Annotated in this window: 16 protein-coding genes and 1 pseudogene; 10 read left to right on the plus strand and 7 right to left on the minus strand. The window is 54.0% G+C overall.

All coding sequences use genetic code 11. The features are described 5' to 3' along the window. Window positions 1-119 precede the first annotated feature (119 nt). Window positions 120-1,385 carry a polysaccharide deacetylase family protein gene (locus CQ011_RS12785; RefSeq protein ID WP_105678115.1) on the plus strand — a complete coding sequence of 422 codons (1,266 nt, stop codon included), beginning with the start codon at window positions 120-122 and terminating at the stop codon, window positions 1,383-1,385. 31 nt (window positions 1,386-1,416) lie between these two features. Here the strand turns inward: CQ011_RS12785 and CQ011_RS12790 are convergent, their stop codons facing one another. Both CQ011_RS12790 and CQ011_RS12795 read right to left on the minus strand, forming a co-directional pair. Next, window positions 1,417-4,875 carry a TM0106 family RecB-like putative nuclease gene (locus CQ011_RS12790; RefSeq protein ID WP_105678116.1) on the minus strand — a complete coding sequence of 1,153 codons (3,459 nt, stop codon included), beginning with the start codon at window positions 4,873-4,875 and terminating at the stop codon, window positions 1,417-1,419. An 83-nt stretch (window positions 4,876-4,958) separates the two neighbouring features. Continuing rightward, window positions 4,959-5,267, minus strand: coding sequence for a hypothetical protein (locus tag CQ011_RS12795; protein WP_105678117.1), 309 nt, complete (start codon window positions 5,265-5,267; stop codon window positions 4,959-4,961). A 159-nt stretch (window positions 5,268-5,426) separates the two neighbouring features. On the opposite strand from CQ011_RS12795, the gene CQ011_RS12800 reads away from it, so the two are divergent. Next, entirely contained in the window at window positions 5,427-6,152 is a 726-nt protein-coding gene (locus CQ011_RS12800) for a M50 family metallopeptidase (RefSeq protein ID WP_181148112.1), read from the plus strand. Here CQ011_RS12800 and CQ011_RS12805 read toward each other — a convergent pair. After that, entirely contained in the window at window positions 6,120-7,298 is a 1,179-nt protein-coding gene (locus tag CQ011_RS12805) for a YihY/virulence factor BrkB family protein (protein WP_105678119.1), read from the minus strand. The genes CQ011_RS12800 and CQ011_RS12805 overlap by 33 nt on opposite strands. Before the next feature lie 577 nt (window positions 7,299-7,875). On the opposite strand from CQ011_RS12805, the gene CQ011_RS12810 reads away from it, so the two are divergent. Together CQ011_RS12810 and CQ011_RS12815 are read left to right on the plus strand one after the other, a co-directional pair. Further along, a complete protein-coding gene (locus tag CQ011_RS12810) occupies window positions 7,876-8,625 on the plus strand; it encodes a LysM peptidoglycan-binding domain-containing protein (protein ID WP_105678285.1) in 750 nt (249 codons plus the stop codon). A gap of 143 nt (window positions 8,626-8,768) precedes the next feature. Next, window positions 8,769-10,157 carry a CoA transferase gene (locus tag CQ011_RS12815; RefSeq protein ID WP_181148114.1) on the plus strand — a complete coding sequence of 463 codons (1,389 nt, stop codon included), beginning with the start codon at window positions 8,769-8,771 and terminating at the stop codon, window positions 10,155-10,157. A 20-nt stretch (window positions 10,158-10,177) separates the two neighbouring features. Here CQ011_RS12815 and CQ011_RS12820 read toward each other — a convergent pair whose 3' ends face one another. Beyond that, window positions 10,178-11,017, minus strand: coding sequence for a PaaX family transcriptional regulator (locus CQ011_RS12820; protein ID WP_105678121.1), 840 nt, complete (start codon window positions 11,015-11,017; stop codon window positions 10,178-10,180). Then, window positions 11,004-11,873 carry a tryptophan 2,3-dioxygenase gene (gene kynA / locus CQ011_RS12825; protein ID WP_105678122.1) on the minus strand — a complete coding sequence of 290 codons (870 nt, stop codon included), beginning with the start codon at window positions 11,871-11,873 and terminating at the stop codon, window positions 11,004-11,006. Before kynA ends, CQ011_RS12820 begins: the two co-directional genes overlap by 14 nt. Window positions 11,874-12,022: 149 nt before the next feature. Between kynA and CQ011_RS12830 the strand changes: the two genes are divergently transcribed. The 4 genes from CQ011_RS12830 to CQ011_RS12845 all read left to right on the plus strand — a co-directional run bounded on the left by CQ011_RS12830 (window position 12,023) and on the right by CQ011_RS12845 (window position 15,835). Continuing rightward, on the plus strand, window positions 12,023-12,709 hold the full coding sequence (locus CQ011_RS12830) for a CE1759 family FMN reductase (protein ID WP_105678123.1): 687 nt from the start codon (window positions 12,023-12,025) through the stop codon (window positions 12,707-12,709). Between the two features lie 154 nt (window positions 12,710-12,863). Then, a complete protein-coding gene (hpaH, locus tag CQ011_RS12835; protein WP_096253701.1) occupies window positions 12,864-13,649 on the plus strand; it encodes a 2-oxo-hept-4-ene-1,7-dioate hydratase in 786 nt (261 codons plus the stop codon). After that, window positions 13,634-14,443 (plus strand): aldolase/citrate lyase family protein, encoded by an 810-nt coding sequence (locus tag CQ011_RS12840; RefSeq protein ID WP_181148115.1) that lies wholly within the window; start codon window positions 13,634-13,636, stop codon window positions 14,441-14,443. Before hpaH ends, CQ011_RS12840 begins: the two co-directional genes overlap by 16 nt. 30 nt (window positions 14,444-14,473) lie before the next feature. Then, a complete protein-coding gene (locus CQ011_RS12845; RefSeq protein WP_286161189.1) occupies window positions 14,474-15,835 on the plus strand; it encodes a cell division protein PerM in 1,362 nt (453 codons plus the stop codon). A gap of 25 nt (window positions 15,836-15,860) precedes the next feature. Here the strand turns inward: CQ011_RS12845 and CQ011_RS12850 are convergent, their stop codons facing one another. Both CQ011_RS12850 and CQ011_RS12855 read right to left on the minus strand, forming a co-directional pair. Continuing rightward, on the minus strand, window positions 15,861-16,496 hold the full coding sequence (locus CQ011_RS12850; RefSeq protein ID WP_105678124.1) for a hypothetical protein: 636 nt from the start codon (window positions 16,494-16,496) through the stop codon (window positions 15,861-15,863). 109 nt (window positions 16,497-16,605) lie between these two features. Next, window positions 16,606-17,127, minus strand: coding sequence for a DinB family protein (locus CQ011_RS12855; RefSeq protein WP_105678125.1), 522 nt, complete (start codon window positions 17,125-17,127; stop codon window positions 16,606-16,608). 128 nt (window positions 17,128-17,255) lie between these two features. On the opposite strand from CQ011_RS12855, the gene purN reads away from it, so the two are divergent. Together purN and CQ011_RS12865 are read left to right on the plus strand one after the other, a co-directional pair. Beyond that, window positions 17,256-17,825 carry a phosphoribosylglycinamide formyltransferase gene (purN, locus tag CQ011_RS12860; RefSeq protein WP_105678126.1) on the plus strand — a complete coding sequence of 190 codons (570 nt, stop codon included), beginning with the start codon at window positions 17,256-17,258 and terminating at the stop codon, window positions 17,823-17,825. 33 nt (window positions 17,826-17,858) lie between these two features. Then, window positions 17,859-19,374, plus strand: a pseudogene (locus CQ011_RS12865) (SDR family NAD(P)-dependent oxidoreductase). Window positions 19,375-19,411 lie beyond the last annotated feature (37 nt).

The raw sequence follows: 19,411 nt of genomic DNA on the forward strand, positions 1-19,411 counted from the left end.
TAGGACTCACGTCACAGGGTTCAATGCTTTGAGAAGTGTGTGTAAGGTCGAAAACAAGGTGATGGCATGTATAAATCGTAGATCCACGGGGATCGCCGCCGTCAGGGAAGGGGCGCACAGTGAAGCTCATCAAGTTCGTGGTAGTAGCTGCAACCATCTTGGCTTTAGTCGGTTGTAGTGACCAAAGCGACCCCGAAGTTTCAGCGAGCAGTGCGTCTCAGGAGGCAGAAGCCTCACAGAAGGCCGACGCGGAAGCGAAGCGCGAACAAAGCATTTTGGCGCAGATCAATAAGCTGGCAGACGGTTATGACTATGACAAGGCGATCAAGCTTGCCAAAGACGACCCAAGCAAAAAACTCAACGAGCTTGTGCGCGGTTTAGAAACCGAAAAGAAGGACGCTCAGGCGTGGGAACATCCGGATCAAATCCCGCATTTGTTTTTCCACTCATTAGTGGTTGATCCAAAGCGCGCCTTTGACGAGGAGAGCACGGCTCAGGGCTATGAAGATTACATGGTGACGCAAAAAGAGTTCGAAGCCATCATTGACGAGCTTTACCGCCGTGACTTTGTTCTGGTGAATCCGGCTGATTTTGCGGGCCTGGATAAGCAGAAGAACATGAGTTACCGAAAGATCATGCTTCCGGAAGGGAAGAAGCCCATCGTCCTATCGCTCGATGATTTGAGCTACTACGAATATATGCAGGGCGATGGATTCGCAGACCGGCTGATCTTCGACAAAAAGGGCAAAGTCCGTAACGAATATGTAGATGCTTCCGGGAAGAAGCACGTTGGTGCCTACGACATGACCACGATCCTAGATGACTTCGTTACTGGTCATCCAGACTTTTCTTATCGCGATGCTCGCGGAATTATCGCTATGACTGGATACAACGGAGTTTTCGGTTACCGTACTTCGCCAAGCCAGTATCCTGATAACAAAAATCTCAAAGAGGATCGTGAAACTGCAACTAAGATCGCCGACGCAATGAAAAAAGAAGGCTGGGTGTTTGCCTCACATTCGTGGGGACACATTGCGACGGGCACAGTTGACCTCGGACGTTTCAAACGGGACATGAAGCTGTGGAAAGACGAAGTCGAACCGATCATCGGCAAGACAGACCAGTTCATTTACCCCTTCGGATCAGATATTGCGCGTACCGGATCTTATTCAGGGACTAAATATGAGTTGCTGAAAGAAGAAGGATTCAAATATTTCTACGGAGTTGATGGGACCATTACTGCTTGGATGCAACAACGCGATAACTATCAGCGACAAATGCGAATCAACATTGATGGCTTGCAGTTCGCCAAAGAACAACGTGGAGACCGCCCGGTGTTGGATAGCTTCTTCGACGTTGAAAAAGTGATCGACCCAGCACGTTAGGCAGTGAGCCGGGCCGATCCGTGGTGTAGTGCTAAAGCGCCATAAAAGCACCGAGCTGTGAAAGCGCCGCAGGATTTGAGGGAAGGAAATCCGTCAAGCGTTCGCTACGAACAATCACAGCTTTCCATTGACCGCGCGAGATCGCCACGTTGATACGGTTTCGGTTGAGCAAAAACTCGATGCCTCGGGACGCGTCTTGGGCGCTGGAACAAGCCATAGTTACCAGTACTACCGGGGCTTCCTGACCTTGGAATTTATCCACCGTGCCTACTCTCACCTCAGCAAGATTTTCGGTCTCCAGCACATCACGCACCAAATTTACTTGTGCGTTGTAGGCTGCAACGACGAGAATATCGCACTGTGCCAGCGCCCGGACTGGTTCGGCACCACCGGGATTCCAGACCTTGCCCAGCTGTTCCCGGACAAGCTCCACGATGGCAGTTGCTTCTTCGATGCAGCTGGTCGTATTGCCTTGATGGTGCACAAAATGAGTTTCAACGCCTGGAAGCGATTCGTTAAGCTCACGACGCCCGGCCGCTGGTGCAGAAAACAACTTGTGGTCGTAGCTCAGTGCCGAGACTTTTTGGCATAGTTCTGGATGCATCCGCCAAGAGGTTGCTAGAAAATATCCCAACTTTTCTGGCAGGACCGCACGACCCTCGGAGAGCCAACCCAAAGCAGACTCATCTACCGGTTGCGGGTGAGTCCCTTGGGTTACCTGAGGTAGCTGCTGTGGATCGCCGAGTAATAACAGGTTTCGGGCTGCTCGCGAGACTGCCAGGGTATTGGCCAAGGAAAACTGTCCAGCCTCGTCGATAACGAGTAGATCTAGACTTCCGGCGGGTATGCGCTTGCCTGTCATGGTCCATGACGTGCCACCGACTAAAGCACCATCTGGAGAACTCAAAGCCTCATCTAGCGAGGCGGGGCTTATGCCGGTCCACGGAACTGGATCTTTATGTTTGACTTCCTTAGCCACCTGATCTGGGTGCACACCAGCCTCGATGGCCTTACGTAGGACGTTCTCAACCACCGCGTGGGATTGAGCGACAACGCCAATTTTCCATCCTTCATTGACCAAAGCGTGGATCACATGTGAAGCAACAAAAGTCTTTCCGGTGCCTGGAGGACCTTGAACTGCAAGATATGAATGATCAAGATCCTTCAGGGTTTGAACCACAGCAGGGTATATCTGAGCGTCGCCATCCACGAGCAATGGGGCAACTGGTGCCGGAAGAGTTTTCAGGCGTGGCGGGATGCGACGCAGAATATCGTTCCCTGGCTGTTGGGGCAGGTCCGGAACGATCGCTCCGACGTCTTGGGCGATTTGGGTGAGTGCTTCGTCGATACTTTTGGTCGCAATGGGCTGTCCCGGGGTCAGCGCCACGGGGAAGGACCCATACTCGGGGATCTTTCCACTAGTCTTTTCTGCCAGGCTGACCCATCCTTCACCGACCTCTACAACTGTCGCGTTGAAGGCGCCTCCACGTAAGGCATCCTCGTCTACTTCCATGCCTTCGGGTAGCGGGCCGGCGTACATCGCAAAGACTCCGGACCCCGGACTAAGAAGTGAACCTTCGGCAAGCGTTCCATGGATCTTACTCACGCGCGTTAGGGTACGAGCACGCTCCGTGGCCTTGTGCCAATCTTCGAGAATTTCGGCCGAGTCAACAATAAACACACCACGCACGTCAGACCAATCGTCTATGGGTGCGGACAAACGATCGAAATGCTCCCACCAGAATTGCTTCTTTTCCCGTCGGTTATATCCGGTGGCCGCAGCCACCATGGCGATAGCTCGGTCGTCATTGCTAAGTACTTGGTTCGGCGGAAGTTGAGCTAAATACTGTTGGAGGCGTACTTCTTCTTCGGTGGGTTCATATTCGTCGGTGACCTCATCTAAAAGCGCAACCTCAGGATGAGCCTGGGGCTGGAAGTTGACCAATGAGAGCAGCCAATCACGCAGGCGAAGTGTCGAGAGACAGTCGTATTCGTTGTAATCGGCAATGGATTCGAGAATTTGGGCGGCCCGTTGATCTGAAGAAGATTCCAAAGCTGACATGTATTGGGCGTAAGCCACCACCGAGGCTCCGGCGTCGGTGACGTCACCGGAACGCAGATGCTCCTTCATATACAGTGGTTCGAGCTTCTTGATCGAATAAGACCGGGTTGAAACCACCAGCGAGTTGCGTACGGTCTCGTAAAGATCAATCAGTAAATTTTCACGTAGCCACTGGTCAACTTCTTCTTCGCCAGCAATATGGATCTGGGAGAGTTTACGCAATGCACTTTTTTCGTAGGCAGCGTAATGGTAAATCTTCATATGCGGGAATTGTTGGCGGCGTTGTTCAACATACTCAATGAAGTCCAGGAATGCCTGTCGTTCTTCGGCTCGGCTGTGCGCCCAAAATGGACGGAATACCGGCGAACCCGTGTCATGTTCAATGACGCCAAAAAGATACTCCAGGCCCCAGGTCTGATCCACGGGTTCCTGATATAACGGATCTCCTTCGAAGTCGAAGAAGATATCTCCTTGATCCGGGTTGGGCAGGGCAGTAATTGTTTGAGTGGTTTTCACCCGGTACGAGACGCCATGTTCGGTTCCGTCGATTTCGCCAATACCCAGTTGCATCCGTGCTTGATCTACGGTGCGCGCCAGTGACGTGCCTTCCTTCGCAGTGTGGTCGGCCAGCTGGTCAATGGTGTAGATACCTTGGCGACGTAATTTTTCACGTTGCACCATGGACATGTTGGCTACTAGTAAGACATCGCGTGAAGCGGTGACCTGCTCGGCACAGAAATCGCAGCGTCCACATAAACGAATTGAGTCTGAGTCCCAATCCGCTGGATGGCTGGACTCGATATGATTTTTGACCAGAGTGGTGAATTGCTGCCGCTGGGCACGGAATACAGGCAAGATCTCGTCGATGCGATGCACCGAATGGGTGCCGTCGCCTAGGACTAGGGTGGTCTGGGGATGCACGTCGATGTTCTCTGCCTGAAGCTGATCAGCGTATGCAGCGACCTGCAATAACGCGGAGACCCTGGCATGACGTGCAAGCTTGGTGTCCCACACGGCCCAACTGCCATCTGGCTGCCGGACTAAGAAGTCAGCAAACCCGATGAAGTTTCCGTCAAAAAAGGTGGCCTGAAAAATTACGTCAGCACCTTGGCGCATGGTCTGAATAGTTTCGCGGTGCGCTGTTTTTAGTGCTGTTTCATTGATTTCGGGCCGGTCTAAGAATTGTTTAACACCCGTGCCGGTGTGTGGGTCGTAATTGCCATACTTCTCGATCAGCTCAGCGAGCACCTTATGCTCGTGAACATCGCCGAGCTCGGCAGTTCGTTGAAGCATTTCATCGGTGACCTTCGCAGGCTTTTCGCGACGTCCGAGCCTCACATCAAGAAGGAACAGTGACTGATACTGACACTCGACGGCGACCGTTAGATCACTAGCGGAAAAGACGAACTGATCACCAAGGAAGAACACGGGGCCGGTGCCTTTCGCAGACTGGAAGCTTACCTAGTCAACGTAGCACTCGGCCCCGACACTTTAAGGTATATTGACCCGTCTTACTGGCCCTTCTTAGCTCCGCCCAAGATCAACGAAAGCACGCCTACAGCTGCAGTTACCGAGTTGACCGCCGGCCACGCACCGATTTTCTTGGACAGCGGATGCGATGCGCCAAAAGCAACGAGATAGGTCGTGACTAGTGCGGTTGCTTTCACGGTTCCAGCATCCTTCTTCCAGAGCAAAAATGCTCCAGTACCAGCGAGTGCCAAGACCACCGCGGCCAGCGGGCGTTTCTTGGTGATGCGGCCAGTGGCGTAACCGCCGGTCAACCCTGTGACTGCGACAGCGGTAGAAGCCAAACGAGACATCGGAACCTCCATAGATAAAACTCGTACATTGACGTGTTCAAGGCTATGACCGTCACCTGTGACGATCCCCAGAAGTTTCCACATAGACGAAGTGGCAACCGGGCGAATCTTGCGGGGATTGAAAGAATGGTGACACTTGGCGAGCGAAGGACTTTGAGAATGGACATGACCGTAAACTTCAACGACGCATGGCACCGTTTGTGGCAACCGCAGATTGTCGACTTGGCTACCGGAGAATTGGTTGTACTTCTACTCCTGGTGCTGGGACTAGTTCTTCCGCGACCGATTTGGCGTATCACCGGAATGTACTCAACTTTGGTTCATGAACTGGGTCATGTCATCAGTGCGCTGTTTACCGGACGCTTTGTCACCGGGCTCCGTTTGGGATGGGATCATTCTGGAGAAGTAGTGAGTAGAGGCCGCGGCAAAGCCTCGATTATCATCTCAGGGATCTTCGGGTATCCCGCGCCGTTGTTAATTTCAGCTGCATTACTCTGGGCTACTGCTACAGGATATGCAGGCAGGGCCCTAGGAATTTACGCCTTATTCTTCGTGCTCGCTCTGGTGTTCGTGCGTAATTGGCCAGCATTTGTGGTGTGTAGTGCAAGTGCCGTCATTGCACTCGGAGTAGTTTTCTTTGCACCATCCAGTGCTTACATATATCTGGCTCTGCTCTTGGGCGGTTTTCTCTTCTGCTCAGGCTTGCGCGATTTCATTAAACTGCTCTCGGTGCATACTTGGCGGCGCCAAGATATTGAGCAATCCGATGCCTACTTAATTGCGCGTTCGACCGGAACTTTTGCCACCCTGTGGTTGCTGGTCATTATGCTTCTCGGGGCCGTTGGAATATTTCTAGGATTCCAAAGTATCGTGAGGCTGCTGTAGATTCTTGGCCACTCGACGGCGTGAAATAAACCAAGCTGCAGATGCGGCGATTCCAATAGGAAGCCATTTGGCCTTCCGCTTGGTACGCCCGGAAGGGTCGATTTCCATGTCCTGCAAGGGATCGCCACCGTGACTAATTCGAATGTCTTGAGCGCGAACCAAGTCCTTATACGCAGCAAGTTGTTCCCGAGCCACCATAGTGTCATCGCGCAGTGGAAGCTGTACTTCTTCTGCGGATGCCATTCCAGTTCGCAATTGCCGCAGGCGAGTGAACTCAATGTCGACTAGCGCACCAATGATCAAAGCGATATTACTGATCCAGCAGGCAAGTACAAGAACGATGACGCCACCAATGGCTCCGTAGGTAGCTGAGTAACTTGCAAACGTGGACAGGTAAACGGCGAAGCCAACCGCCGAAAGGGCCAGTACGACCAGCGCGGTGAAAGTTCCGGGGGAGAACCAACGAAGTTTCAGGCGTTTAACGTTGGGGGTGAAGTGATATAGCAAAGCCAGAACCAATAACATCATGACAAAGAGCACTGGCGGTTTAGCAAGGTTGAGGATCAGTACAAAGCTGTCACCCAAACCAAAAATATTTCCAATGCCGTGGGCAACGGAACCAGAAGTTACCAGTAGTGCTAGCGAAATGACTGCAACTACCATGATGAGCACAGTGATGGCGAACATCTGTGGCCGACGCTTCCATTGGGGGCGTCCCTCACGAACCCCATAGAGCCGGTTCATTTGTCGGCTAAACGCAGTGACGTAACCGGAGGTGCTCCACAGTGCACCAAGAGAACCAATGAGGATGGCCCAGAAAGTACCTTGGGTAGAAGCAGCAAGGCCCGTGAGAAGTTGTTCGGCTGTTTCCACAAGTTGCTGTGAGTCGCTAGTTTGCTGACCACTCGCAGCGAGACTTTGTTGCAACAAATCCAGCATCCACTGAGTGCTGCTTTCACTGGCACCGACTAGTGACAGCAGAGATATTAGGGCCAAGAGTCCGGGGAACATCGCAAGCACCATGTAGTACGAAAGTGATGCTGCACCGTCAAGCCCGTCGTTGCGGAAGAACTCACGCATAGCGCGTGGGTAACAACTCATCGCTTCGCTCATTCGTTGCTTCGTGAATCGGTCCTTCAGCGCCATCTGATCCCTTTGTCTATCGGCTTGCAGAATCACATTTCATTCTTCTGCGTTCCAGACTACCTAAATTGTGTGCGGTGGGGCGCAAGTCGAAAGCCGATTGTCGTCCTTCTAGCCGTACTAAAAGTCCCTGGAGATATTTGCCGGATTGTTTGTCCAGCATTTTTCGTTCCTGAATGACGCATTATCTAAAGGTCTAAGTGGCCGGTGTGAATGCTGAGAAAATCATGCAACCTATATCACAAATAGATGGTTGATCTCCACCTGAAGGGCGTAACGTTTTGGACGGCAGAACCCTTGAAGGTGACCCAAAATCCGGTTCCCTCAAAAATTATTTTGAGCGTTTTGACCTGTAAATACGGCATTTCTGGGTGGTTCCTGAGTTGCAATGGGTATGGGGTCATGGGCTATGGTCATTTATAACGTTTCGATAACACTCGCTGTGTTATGGGGAAACACGCACTGCGGGGACTTCCAAACCGCTCGCCATGGCAGTGCTTCAGAAAAGTCGAAATGCGACGCTGAGCGGTGCACGAGGATGGCCTAGGAAGGCCTGAGCGTGGAAGAGCACTGGAGAATCATGATCCAGCAGAAGACCAAGAACATCATTCGTCGTGGCGGAGCCACCTTGGCTGCCGTGGCAGTTGCAAGCACCGCGGTAGCCGCTTCGACCGTGCCAGCCTCGGCTGCAAGCACCTGGGACAAGTTGGCTCAGTGTGAGTCCGGCGGAAACTGGTCCATCAATACCGGTAACGGTTACTACGGTGGCCTGCAGTTCTCAGCTTCGACTTGGAAGGCATTTGGTGGCTCAGGAATGGCTCACCAGGCTTCGAAGGCTGAGCAGATCCGTATTGCAAGCAAGGTTCAAAAGGTTCAGGGCTGGGGTGCATGGCCAGCATGTACCGCAAAGCTAGGTATCAGCGGTTCCCCTTCGGGCAGCTCGACCCAGTCAGCACCGAAGCAGGCCGCTCCTAAGCAGAAGGCTGCCCCGAAGCAGCAGGCCGCTCCTAAGCAGCAGGCTGCCCCGAAGCAGCAGAGCACCCAGAAGGCTGCCCCATCGCAGTCACTGGAGCGCACCACCAGCTCCAAGAAGGTTGCTCAGCCAAACGCGGGCAAGCATGTCGAAGCCGCTCCACAGGCGCCAGTATTCAATATCAAGGTTTCCGACTCGGGTAAGAACTACACCGTGAAGTCCGGCGATACCTTGGCAGAGATTGCTGACAGCTTGGGCGTAAAGGATTGGCGTGGACTGTTTGTCTTGAACGATGATCAGCTGACCAACCCAGACGTGATCATGGTTGGACAGACCTTGAACGTTCCAGCGAACTAATTTCGCTTTCCGCATTGAGCTCATGCCATTCCCCGTTTGGGGAATGGCATGAGCTCAAAGTATTTAAACGGTGAAATCACTTTCACATGGCTAGCCACCGAGAATTTCTTGCTTGCCCCGGGTCCCGATGGCATTCTCGAGCAATGGCACCTAAGCGGTTTCCGGCACATCAGTTCACCGAAGATTCAAGGCAATTGCCGCGTCTCGACACGGACTTTGTCCATGCGGGCTTAGCCGATGGGCAGCGGACTCAGCACTGGGATGGGCCACGTCGCTGGTGGGGTGGCCCGCTGGATGTTGAAGGGTTAGCACTGGCGGCTACCGAACTTTGCGTCGCAACAATTAACAAATTGGTCAATGCCGAAGGTATGTACTCGGTCGATGCTCACGGGGTCGCTCAAGTTTTTGCTTCATCCGAGCATCTGAAGGTTGATGGTCGGCAAATACCGTCCTTCGGCGCGAACTCCAGATTTTTTCGCACTCGTGATGGGTGGATACGCACTCATGCTAATTATGAACATCATCAGCGGGCATTGCATCAAGCGCTAAATTTTGAGACAACCGAGAATTTATCGGAGTACCTTCTGACCCGGTCGGCTGAAGAAGCGGCGGCAGATATAACTGGACATGGCGCAATCGCCACCAGCGTTCGCTCAAGAGCGCAATGGAACAATACTGAGATGGGAAAAAGCGCGTCACGTGGCCCATGGGCGGACTTCACGATGAGTGAAGTGACCCAAGAGCGGCTCTGGACATACTCTGCTGACCCAGCTCAACCGCTTCGGGGGTTGCGCGTCTTGGATTTTACGCGCGTTATCGCCGGCCCGACAGCGTCGCGTACCTTGGCCTTGTGGAGCGCCGAGGTGCTCCGGATAGACCCGCCGCACATGCCCGAACTCAACGGTCAATATATTGTGACTGGGTTCGGTAAGAAGAGCATTGAGGCAGACCTGCGCGAGGTGCACCAGCTCCGAGAGATTCAACGTCTTCTTGCAGGCGCTGATGTTGTATTGCTCGGGTATCGGCCAGGAGCATTGGATGCCTTTGGGCTAAACGCTCATTTGCTGCGCGAAAAGTATCCCAACCTCATCATTGGCGAGCTTTGTGCTTGGGGATATGACGGACCCTACGCGTTTAATCGGGGATTCGATAGTATCGTCCAAGCTGCCTGCGGAATCGCCGAAATTTACCAGGACGTCAATGGGGAGCCGGGAGCTTTGCCGGTGCAAGCGTTGGACCATTCGGTTGGATATGGGTTGGCTGCAGCCATCATCGCCTTAGCCGATGCCCGACGTGTTCAAGGGCGAACTGGACATGTGCGCTTTTCGCTGGCGCGCACCGCCGCAAGCTTGCTTGAGCTACCCGTCACGACGGCTCCAGTTGAACGCCTACAAAAGCCCGTTCTGCGGACCATGGGCAGTACCTTCGGAACTCTGAGCTACGTCCCGCCACCATTTCGTGCGTCGGGAATGGCAATGGATTATTTGGCACCGCCACCGCCGTACGGTGCCAACGCCCCAGTCTGGTCATGAGCCAAATTCGCTACATTTAATTAGTGACCTAATAGTAGGGAAGCGTAGCTCTGTGCCCGGCCCTGACAGGATCCTGATATTTCCAAGAAACGCTGTCGACTTTCCTGTCCGGGCCAGCGCTCTGGAAGCATCGTTTCGGGAAGTCCAGGGTCTAGGTACGGTATAGCCCGCCACGCATCAATGAGAGTGACGTAGCTTCGGTAGGCGATCTGCTCGTCAGCTGAGGCCGCGTCGAGTCCTGCGGTAGCTGCAAGGAATGCATGATGCAGTTTCGAAATTTTTGCTAGGTCCCACCACTGTGCCGCGGCTTGGTGGGCATCCCCAGGGTACTGAGGAGTTTGAGTAACAAAAAGCGTCGCGTACGTTCGAGCCTTGAGCGCATTGAGCACTTCTAATACTTCGGCATGAAGGTATTCGGGAAAGATCCAAAGCCCTGCCGAGACCAGTCCGCCACCGAGCTGAATGAAATGTTTGCGTAGCTGGTGGCGCAGTGCGCGTAGTGACTCAGGCACGGAGAAGGCAACTAACACCCAACGGTCTGCGTTCGACATGTGCCGTGGCGTAAAGATCCGTCTATTGCCACGGGCAAACATCGATTTGGCGGGAGCGGTGACCGTTAGCTCGCCCGATTGCACCGTTTCTAGCAGTCCACGGTCGATGAGTCGGGAAGTAGCAGTTTGTGCTGCGGGAGAGGAAATTCCTGCCGCGCAGGCTAGCTCGATAACCCGAGGCCGGGGGATAGGTACGCTCTGGTGGCGAAGATATAGGCCAGCGATGGTTCGCACCACCGACGCTGCGCTACCAAAGCGTGACTCAAAATCGTCGAGGGCGAACGCGGCCAGAGAGTTAGCTGGCGCCAATTTCGGTGCGCACCGCAAATAGTTCTGGGAAGAATGTCAGATCCAGGGCTCGCTTGAGGAAGCTCACGCCGGAGGAGCCTCCGGTACCTGTTTTGAAACCAATGGTTCGTTGCACCACGCGCATATGGCGGAAGCGCCACGCCTGGAAGTTGTCTTCGACATCAACCAAATCTTCGCAGGCTTGATAAAGGCTCCACGCGGTGTCTTCGGACTCGTAAATTTCCTTGAATACTGGGATGAGGGATTCTTGGTATTCCCAGGGTTTGGTGACATCGCGTTCGAGGATTTCGGCAGGAATCTTATATCCCTGACGGGAGAGTGCGGCTAAGAATGCGTCGTACAGTGTCGGCTCGTGCAATAGCTGTGTGAGTGTCGCATGAGCCTGTGGATCTGCCTCGTGCACTTTGAGCATTCCTTCGTGCTTGTTGCCGAGGATGAATTCCACTGCCCGGTACTGGAAGGACTGAAAGCCAGAGGATGAGCCAAGGAACCCGCGGAACTGTGCATATTCGCGCGGCGTCAGCGTGGCCAGCACGGACCATTGCTCGGTCAAGGTTTTCTGAATGTGCTTGACGCGGGCGAGGCATTTGAGTGCCTTACTTAGGTCATCGGCCTCGATGAGTCGGCGTGCTTCGAGCATTTCATGCAGCATCAGCTTGAGCCACAGCTCGCTGGTTTGGTGCTGGATGATGAACAGCATTTCATCGTGGTGCTCAGGAACGCTTACCGGATGCTGCGCGGAAAGGATTCGTTCCAGATCCAGGTAGCTGCCGTATGACATGGCATTTCGGAAGTCGGTACGGACGCCGGACTCGATGTCGCGCTGATTTACGGGCTTAGCTTGTTCGTTGCTCATGAGTTAGATCATATCAATTCCTTGGCGAGCGTCACAATACTGAAAATCCGCGAATGTGAGTTCGCAAACTTTCCCGGATTTTGGAATAGATTCTGCGATACTCTCGTTATTACATGCATACGCATATAAATTTGAAGTGAGGATAGAAAATGAGCAAGTCAATCGTGGTCATCTCCGGTGGTCTGGGTAACCCTTCGAGCACTTCACTTCTGGGGAGTCAGATTGGCGAAAGCGTCGCTTCTGAACTTGCCTCTGCTGGCGTCCAGGCTGACGTGCTGAACGTAGAACTACGTGAGTACGCCCACGATATTGTGAACAACATGCTCACCGGCTTCGCGCCTCCGGAGTTACAGAAGATTGTCGATGCGGTGGTCGCATCGGATGTCTTGGTGGCTGTCACCCCGGTCTTCTCTGCTTCAGTGTCGGGACTGTTTAAATCCTTTATCGACATTCTGGATCCGCGGTCCTTAGAAGCGAAGCCAGTGGTGTTAGCAGCAACGGCCGGTTCGCAGCGTCATCAGCTCGCCGTTGATTACGCCATGCGGCCGATTTTCTCCTATTTACGCACTCAGGTTATGCCGACCACCGTATTCGCTGCCTCCGAAGACTTTGGCGGCCAAGGACTTGCCGGAACACTGTCCGAGAGAACCCGTCGCGCTGCTCGCGAAGTCGTTTTAGCTTTGTCTGTCGATGAGGGAACCTTGCAGGCAGATAGCGATTTAGGTGATACGCGTTCGATTGCGCCATCGGTCAGTGACACGGCTAATCCCAATGATCCGCTGACAACTCTTCCTTTTGAAGCCTTGCTAGCAAGCGTGCAAGGAAGCAGAAGCTAAAGCATGGATTTGGCATGACCGCGCTAAATATTAGGGGTACGAATGTTAGTACGATGTGCCAGAAACCTTGAAGCTCGATAGCATTATTCCTTGTGAGCTACATCATCCAGGTGCTCACGTAGATGTAACTCGAAAGCGAAAGGTGTAGCCGTCGATGCTATCCGAGGAAACTATCACGGCGATTGCCGATGAACTTGTCGAAGCAGGAGCCACTCGCACTCCGGTTCCGCGCTTAACTGCGCGCTACCCAGAGATGACGGTGGAGGATTCTTACCGCGTCCAGAACCTCTGGCGACAGCGCTCGGAAGCCGCCGGACGCAAACTTGTAGGACGCAAGATCGGGTTGACCTCGCGGGCCATGCAGATGGCTACAGGTATTACCGAACCGGACTACGGGATCATCTTTGATGACATGCTCTACGACTCAGGCGCGAGTTTTAAATGGTCTGACTTCACCGGTGCACGAGTCGAGATGGAACTTGCCTTCAAGCTGAAGAAGGATATCGAGGGCCCGAACGCCAATATTTTCGATGTACTTGAAGCCACCGAATACGTCATTCCAGCCTTAGAGATCCTCGACGCTCGCGTGGAAATGGAAGGGCGCACCATCGTCGACACCATTAGCGACAACGCAGCTATGGGTGCGATGGTCATGGGTGGAAATCCTATGAAGCCTGATGCAATCGACCTGCGTTGGGTCTCGGGAATCCTCTTCAAGAACCAGACGGTGGAAGAAACCGGCGTAGCCGCAGGGGTGCTTAACCACCCGGCAGCCGGCGTGTACTGGCTGGCTAACAAGATCGCCCCACACGGCGACAAGCTCAAAGCCGGAGAGATCATCTTGGCCGGTTCATTCACCCGACCTATGTGGGTCAATGAAAATGACACGGTCTTTGCCGACTACGGACCGATGGGAACAGTGACATGTCATTTCGAGTAGAGCCAGACCCATCTCTGAAAGACGCCTTGCACGGCGCTGACCATGCTTTAACTGGCATTTGGGTTTGCTCTGCCTCGGCACTGAATGCAGAAATCTGTGCTGGTGCCGGCTTTGACTGGCTCTTCATTGATGCTGAACACTCGCCAAACGATCTGCAAAATGTGCTTGCACAGCTCCAGGCGGTCCGCGGTTATCCTACAATTCCTGTGGTTCGCCCTCCGGTCAATGACCCGGTGATTATCAAGCAGTTCTTAGATCTTGGTGTGCAATCACTGATCATCCCGATGGTTAATGACGCACAGCAAGCCGCAGCTGCGGTAGCGGCTTGCAATTACCCGCCACTGGGCGTCCGCGGTGTCGGTTCAGCGTTGGCTCGTTCGGCCCGCTGGAACCGCATACCGGACTACCTCACCCGTGCGGCGGAGACTATCACCGTGATGGTGCAGATTGAATCCGCCGAGGCTGTAAACAATGTCGCCGATATTGTGGCCACCGAAGGAATCGACGGGATCTTTATCGGCCCGTCAGATCTTGCCGCCTCCATGGGGGTTATTGGACAACAAGGTCACCCAGACGTGGTCGCTGGGGTCATGAAGTCGATTCAAGCCGCAAAGTCTGCCGGGAAATACGCAGGCGTTAATGCTTTTGATCAAGTCAGCGCACGCAAGTACATCGAGGACGGTGCCGATTATGTGGGTGTCGGTGCCGATGTTGCACTGTTGGCCCGAGCTACCGAGGCACTCGCGGCTAGTTTTAAAGGTGAGTCACAAAGCTCCGCCCCGGCGAGCTACTGATACCTGCATCGGTGAGGTGATGTGCCACCGTTGCGCGTCGATTCTCAACCGGCGACGCCAATGGTGGCACCATTGAAGATGATGAGCCGCGAAAAGAAACCCATGAAAGCCGTGATGTTGCGTCTACGCAACGGATGGCCAATGCCTCTTGCCCTGCAGGGTGTATTCGAAATTGTACAGTCCATCGTTTTCTGCATGGCACTGTTAACCGTGCCTCTGGTGGCGGTGTATTTCAGCGGTGGATTCCTCGAAAATTCATTTGAGACGATCCTGCAATTTGGTGGGTTGCTGTGGTTGCTCATTCATGGGGTGCCACTTGAAGTGCTAAACCTCGGCCCGGAAGCGGACCCGAGCGCGGTTTCAGGTCTGCTAACTTTGCTGCCCTTGGGCTTGAGTCTATTGCCCTTGATCTTTTGTTGGCGTGCCGGCCGGCGCATTGCTAGAGCCTCCTACACCGACCAGCTTTGGCAAGGTTTGGCCGGAGCATTTATCACCTACGGAGCTATCGGCACCGGAGTCGCGTTTTTGGCTAGTAATTCCTACGCCAAGGCCAACCTCATATCGGCCACGTTTATCCCTTTAATCATCGCTTTTGTTGGACTGATTTTTGGTGCACGCCGTGAAGCAGGCTCTTGGGGCAGACTGATCGGTGTAGACGTCGCGGCGCATATTTCACGCATTTCCCCGCACCGCCGATGGGCCGGAACCTATGTGTGGCACGTGATCGTGGCAGGGTTCATTGGATATATGGCAGCGGTAGCCATTTCCGGAATTCTCATGAGCATCACCGTAGGCTTGCACTGGGCCGATGTCGCAAATATTTACCAAGAGCTGCGCCCAGGTCCTATCGGATCCTTCGCGCTCACGTTACTGCAGCTCGGACTCATCCCGAACGCGGTTTTCTGGGTACTTTCGTGGATTAGCGGCGGAGGCTTCAGTATTGGAACTGGCAGTACCCTTTCAACACTCGAAACGACCGTGGGTCCGCTACCTTCGATGCCACTTTTCGCCGCATTGCCATCGGGTGAGGCAGGAAATCAATGGCTATTCCTGTTGTTGCCGGTGATCGCTGGAATCGTTGCCGGTTGGTACTTCCTTCGTGTGGGCGAAAATCACCTTGAGGATTGGTTTGCCCGCCGCATACCTTTCAACATTCTTTCGCTTGGCGTCTCGACACTGTGCCTCGCAGTGTTCACCGGAATCGCTGCAGGTCTGGTGAGCCTAGCCGGTTCGTGGCTGTCCTCTGGCTCGTTAGCCATAGGAAGGCTGACCGAGCTAGGGCCACATATGTGGGTCACGGCCGGTGCCCTAGCGCTACAAATCGGGCTAGGTACGGCTATTGGCTATTTAGTGGCTCCACTATTCGAAACCGATCCAGTACTCGAAGGCTAACCGCGCTTACGTGTGAGGCAAGGCCTTAACGGATCGGACGTAGTGTCAACGATTCACCGTTGGCACGTGGGAGCTGAAACTCGCCCAGTTGCTGGGAAGTTTGCGAAGTCATCACGAGCAAGACTGCTGAATCCGCGGAGATGATCTCGACCGGTGGGCGCAGATCGCTGTGATTGTCAGGGACCAGTTCCCTAATAGCTTCGGTAGCGCTCTGCTCAGAAATATCTGGCGGCAGCAAGTAGCTGACAACATCAAAGCTTGATTCACCTCCGGTGACTTCTAACAGAATGCCGTTGTCCAACACGTGCTGAACAGGTGGGCACGTAGACGAAGCAATCTCGGGTTCATCACCTTGTTCTTTGGGCGCTGCGACCGTTAGCAGACACAATTCACCGGAATTACCCTCCGCCACAAAGTGCTCTCCATATCCCGAACTGGCAAGGTGGCGAAGCGAGTCCACCGCGTAGGTACCGCTGGCTTCAAATCCTTCGGGAAGCTGATCTTTGTCTGTCGCTTCGTCAACGAGTCGCGGCATGAGCTCGAACGCGGAAGTTGGAGACTGTGATTCTTCGACTCTAGAATCCTCGCTAGAACACCCGGAAACCGTCAAGAGGCCGGTGAGTGTTAACGCAAAGATCTTAGCGCTGTGTCGAATCTTCATATTTATCAGTTCCTTGATCGGTGATGGCTTGGGTGCCTAGCTAGAAGTCTAAACATCGAGAATCGCCGAACCAAAATATCGAATGAAATAAATATGACCTAGTAAATCTCTATGCCTGCAAGTCCCACATATGGTGCAATACGTCGTGCCAGGCATATTGGTTTAGGGTTGCGACGGTAAATGCCGCTCCATTTGAGCGCAATCCTTGACGGCCATAATCAGTCGGATCAACTGCTTCCAACTTCTGCATGTAAAGCGACGCAGAAGTTCTCAACCGGGTGGCAGCTGTGTCGGTATCCAGATCGTTGTACTGACCTTTTTCGGCGGCTTGATCCTGATCCCAATCAGGGAAGGTCGGATCATCTTGGCTCGTCATCAACTTCAGGCGTTCGGTCATCGTCACTAACATGTCGGCGACATGAACCACATACTCTTGATCACTCCAGCGCGCAGGGTCTGTCCGAACTTTTGCTTGCGGACGGTGTAAAGCAGGTAAAAAGCGGTCCACGAACTGGGGCAGTTGCTCAATTACCTGTGCAGGGGAAACCTCACGCACATCATGGTGGCATTGGGTGCAGATAGATTCCAGAACGAAGGTCCAGTTCTTCTTATCTGGGATGATCTCGGTCATGACAAGCTCCTATGCTGGTTGCTCTTGAGCACAGTCTAGGTGCAGTGAATTGGCATGTGTGAGCACTGTTACTTCACCTGCCGGGCGGTATGTAAAGTGAGCGCACCGCGAACCGTAGAATGGCTAGTATGCGCATTGTTGTACTTGTCTCCGGAACTGGTTCGAACCTTCAGTCGGTTATCGACGCCGTCGCCAGCAATGAATTAGCTGATGTACAGATAGCAGCGGTTGGTGCTGACAAGCATGGCACCTACGGTGTAGAACGTTCCGAAGCTGCCGGTATCGAAACATTTGTGGTTAATTTCAAAGACTACGAAGACCGTGCCGAATGGAACCACGCATTGACTCAAAAATGCCAGTCATATCAGCCTGACTATGTGGTTTCCTCGGGCTTTATGCGAATTGTGGGCGAAGAGTTCATCAACGCATTTGACGGTACCTATATCAACACTCATCCGGCATTGCTTCCCTCGTTCCCTGGTGCGCACGGAGTGCGCGACGCGCTTGCCTACGGCGTTAAGGTCACCGGATGCACGGTACACATTGCCGATGCAGGGGTGGACACCGGCCCGATTCTGCGTCAAGAAGCAGTGGCAGTTCTCGATGAGGACACCGAAGAAACCTTGCATGAGCGCATCAAAGTGGTCGAACGCCGGCTGCTCATTGCCACCCTGGGAGACTTGGCTCGGAACAAATAGCTCACCGTAGGCCAACGTAGAATGGATGGCGATATGAGCGAACATTCAGACTTGGCCGAACCGGCTGGCAACGAGCCCCTCTTCACCGACGCCGAATTGGCGACGGCGCTGAAAGTGCTGGGGATAGTGCATCAACTTCCCAGCGAAGACGAGCGGCATATCGCCGTGCGCCGCGCCACGAGCAATATGTTCAAGGCAGCTAAGCGTTACCGGAAGTCGCAGAAGCGCGCAGAGATCACCGCGGCAGACCGGGCAGCCATTGAACGGACCGCTACCGGCTCCCCGCAACGTCTGGATGACGAAACCCTCGGCCTTGATCTGAGCTCCGGCACCGAAGAACTTACCGCCGGGGAGTACCTACGACCGCGCGGATGTTATATCTGCAAGAAGCGGTACACCACAGTTGATGCCTTCCACCACTACCTATGTCCCGAGTGCGCGGCAGCAGGCCGGGAACGCCGAGACGCCCGGGTAGACCTCAGCGGCAAACGTGCGCTACTCACCGGTGGGCGAGCAAAAATTGGTATGCACATTGCACTTCGGCTCTTACGTGATGGCGCGCATACGACCATCACCACCCGCTTTCCTAGAGACGCCGCCCGACGCTTTGCTGCGGTGCAAGACGCTGCTCACTGGATCCACAGGCTGCGGATCGTTGGTATTGATCTACGTGACCCCGCCCAGGTGATCTCGTTGGCTGACCGAGTTGCTGCCGGGGGGGGCCTTAGACATCTTGATCAACAACGCCGCGCAAACGGTGCGCCGCACCTCGAACTCCTATCAGCACCTGATCGAAGCGGAAGCTCAGCAATTACCGGCAGAACTTGAATTCTCTGAGGGTGGCCCTGAAATTTGGGGTGAAGCCAACCCGCCGGCCGAGCATCCCAAGGCGCTGGCCAGTGCCCTGGGACTCGAAGACTCTGCGTTGCTCACGGTATCGGAGAACTCGCACTATGACGCGCAAGCGCTCGCCGAAGCTGCCATGACCGCTGGGTCAGCAAGTTTAGAACGCATTAGCGCTGGAACTGCCATCGATGCTGGTGGGTTGGTCCCCGATGTGGTCACCGAAAATTCTTGGACCCAGATCCTTGGAAGTGTGGATGCCCTGGAGATGCTCGAAGTGCAGTTGTGCAATGTAACTGCTCCCTTCTTGTTGGCCTCCCGACTGCGTCCGGCACTAGCGGCTTCGGATGCACACCGTAAATATATTGTGAATGTCTCCGCTATGGAGGGGCAGTTTTCACGTCGGTACAAGGGTGCGGGTCACCCACATACCAACATGGCCAAGGCCTCGCTCAATATGCTCACCCGCACGAGCGCCGAAGAAATGTTGCAGACCGATCGAATTTTGATGTCTGCCGTGGACACCGGGTGGATCACCGATGAGCGGCCCCACGATTCAAAGGTCCGGATGGTGGCCGAAGGGTGGCACGCGCCGTTGGATCTGATAGATGGCGCGGCACGTGTTTACCAGCCGATAGTTGATGGCGAACGCGGTATTGATCTGTACGGCTGTTTCCTTAAGGATTACGAACCGTCCCCGTGGTGAGTAAGACTCGACGTAACTGATTATGACAGGAGGGGTC

Origin of the sequence: Arthrobacter sp. MYb213, assembly GCF_002979915.1 — a bacterium.
Taxonomy (GTDB): domain Bacteria; phylum Actinomycetota; class Actinomycetes; order Actinomycetales; family Micrococcaceae; genus Glutamicibacter.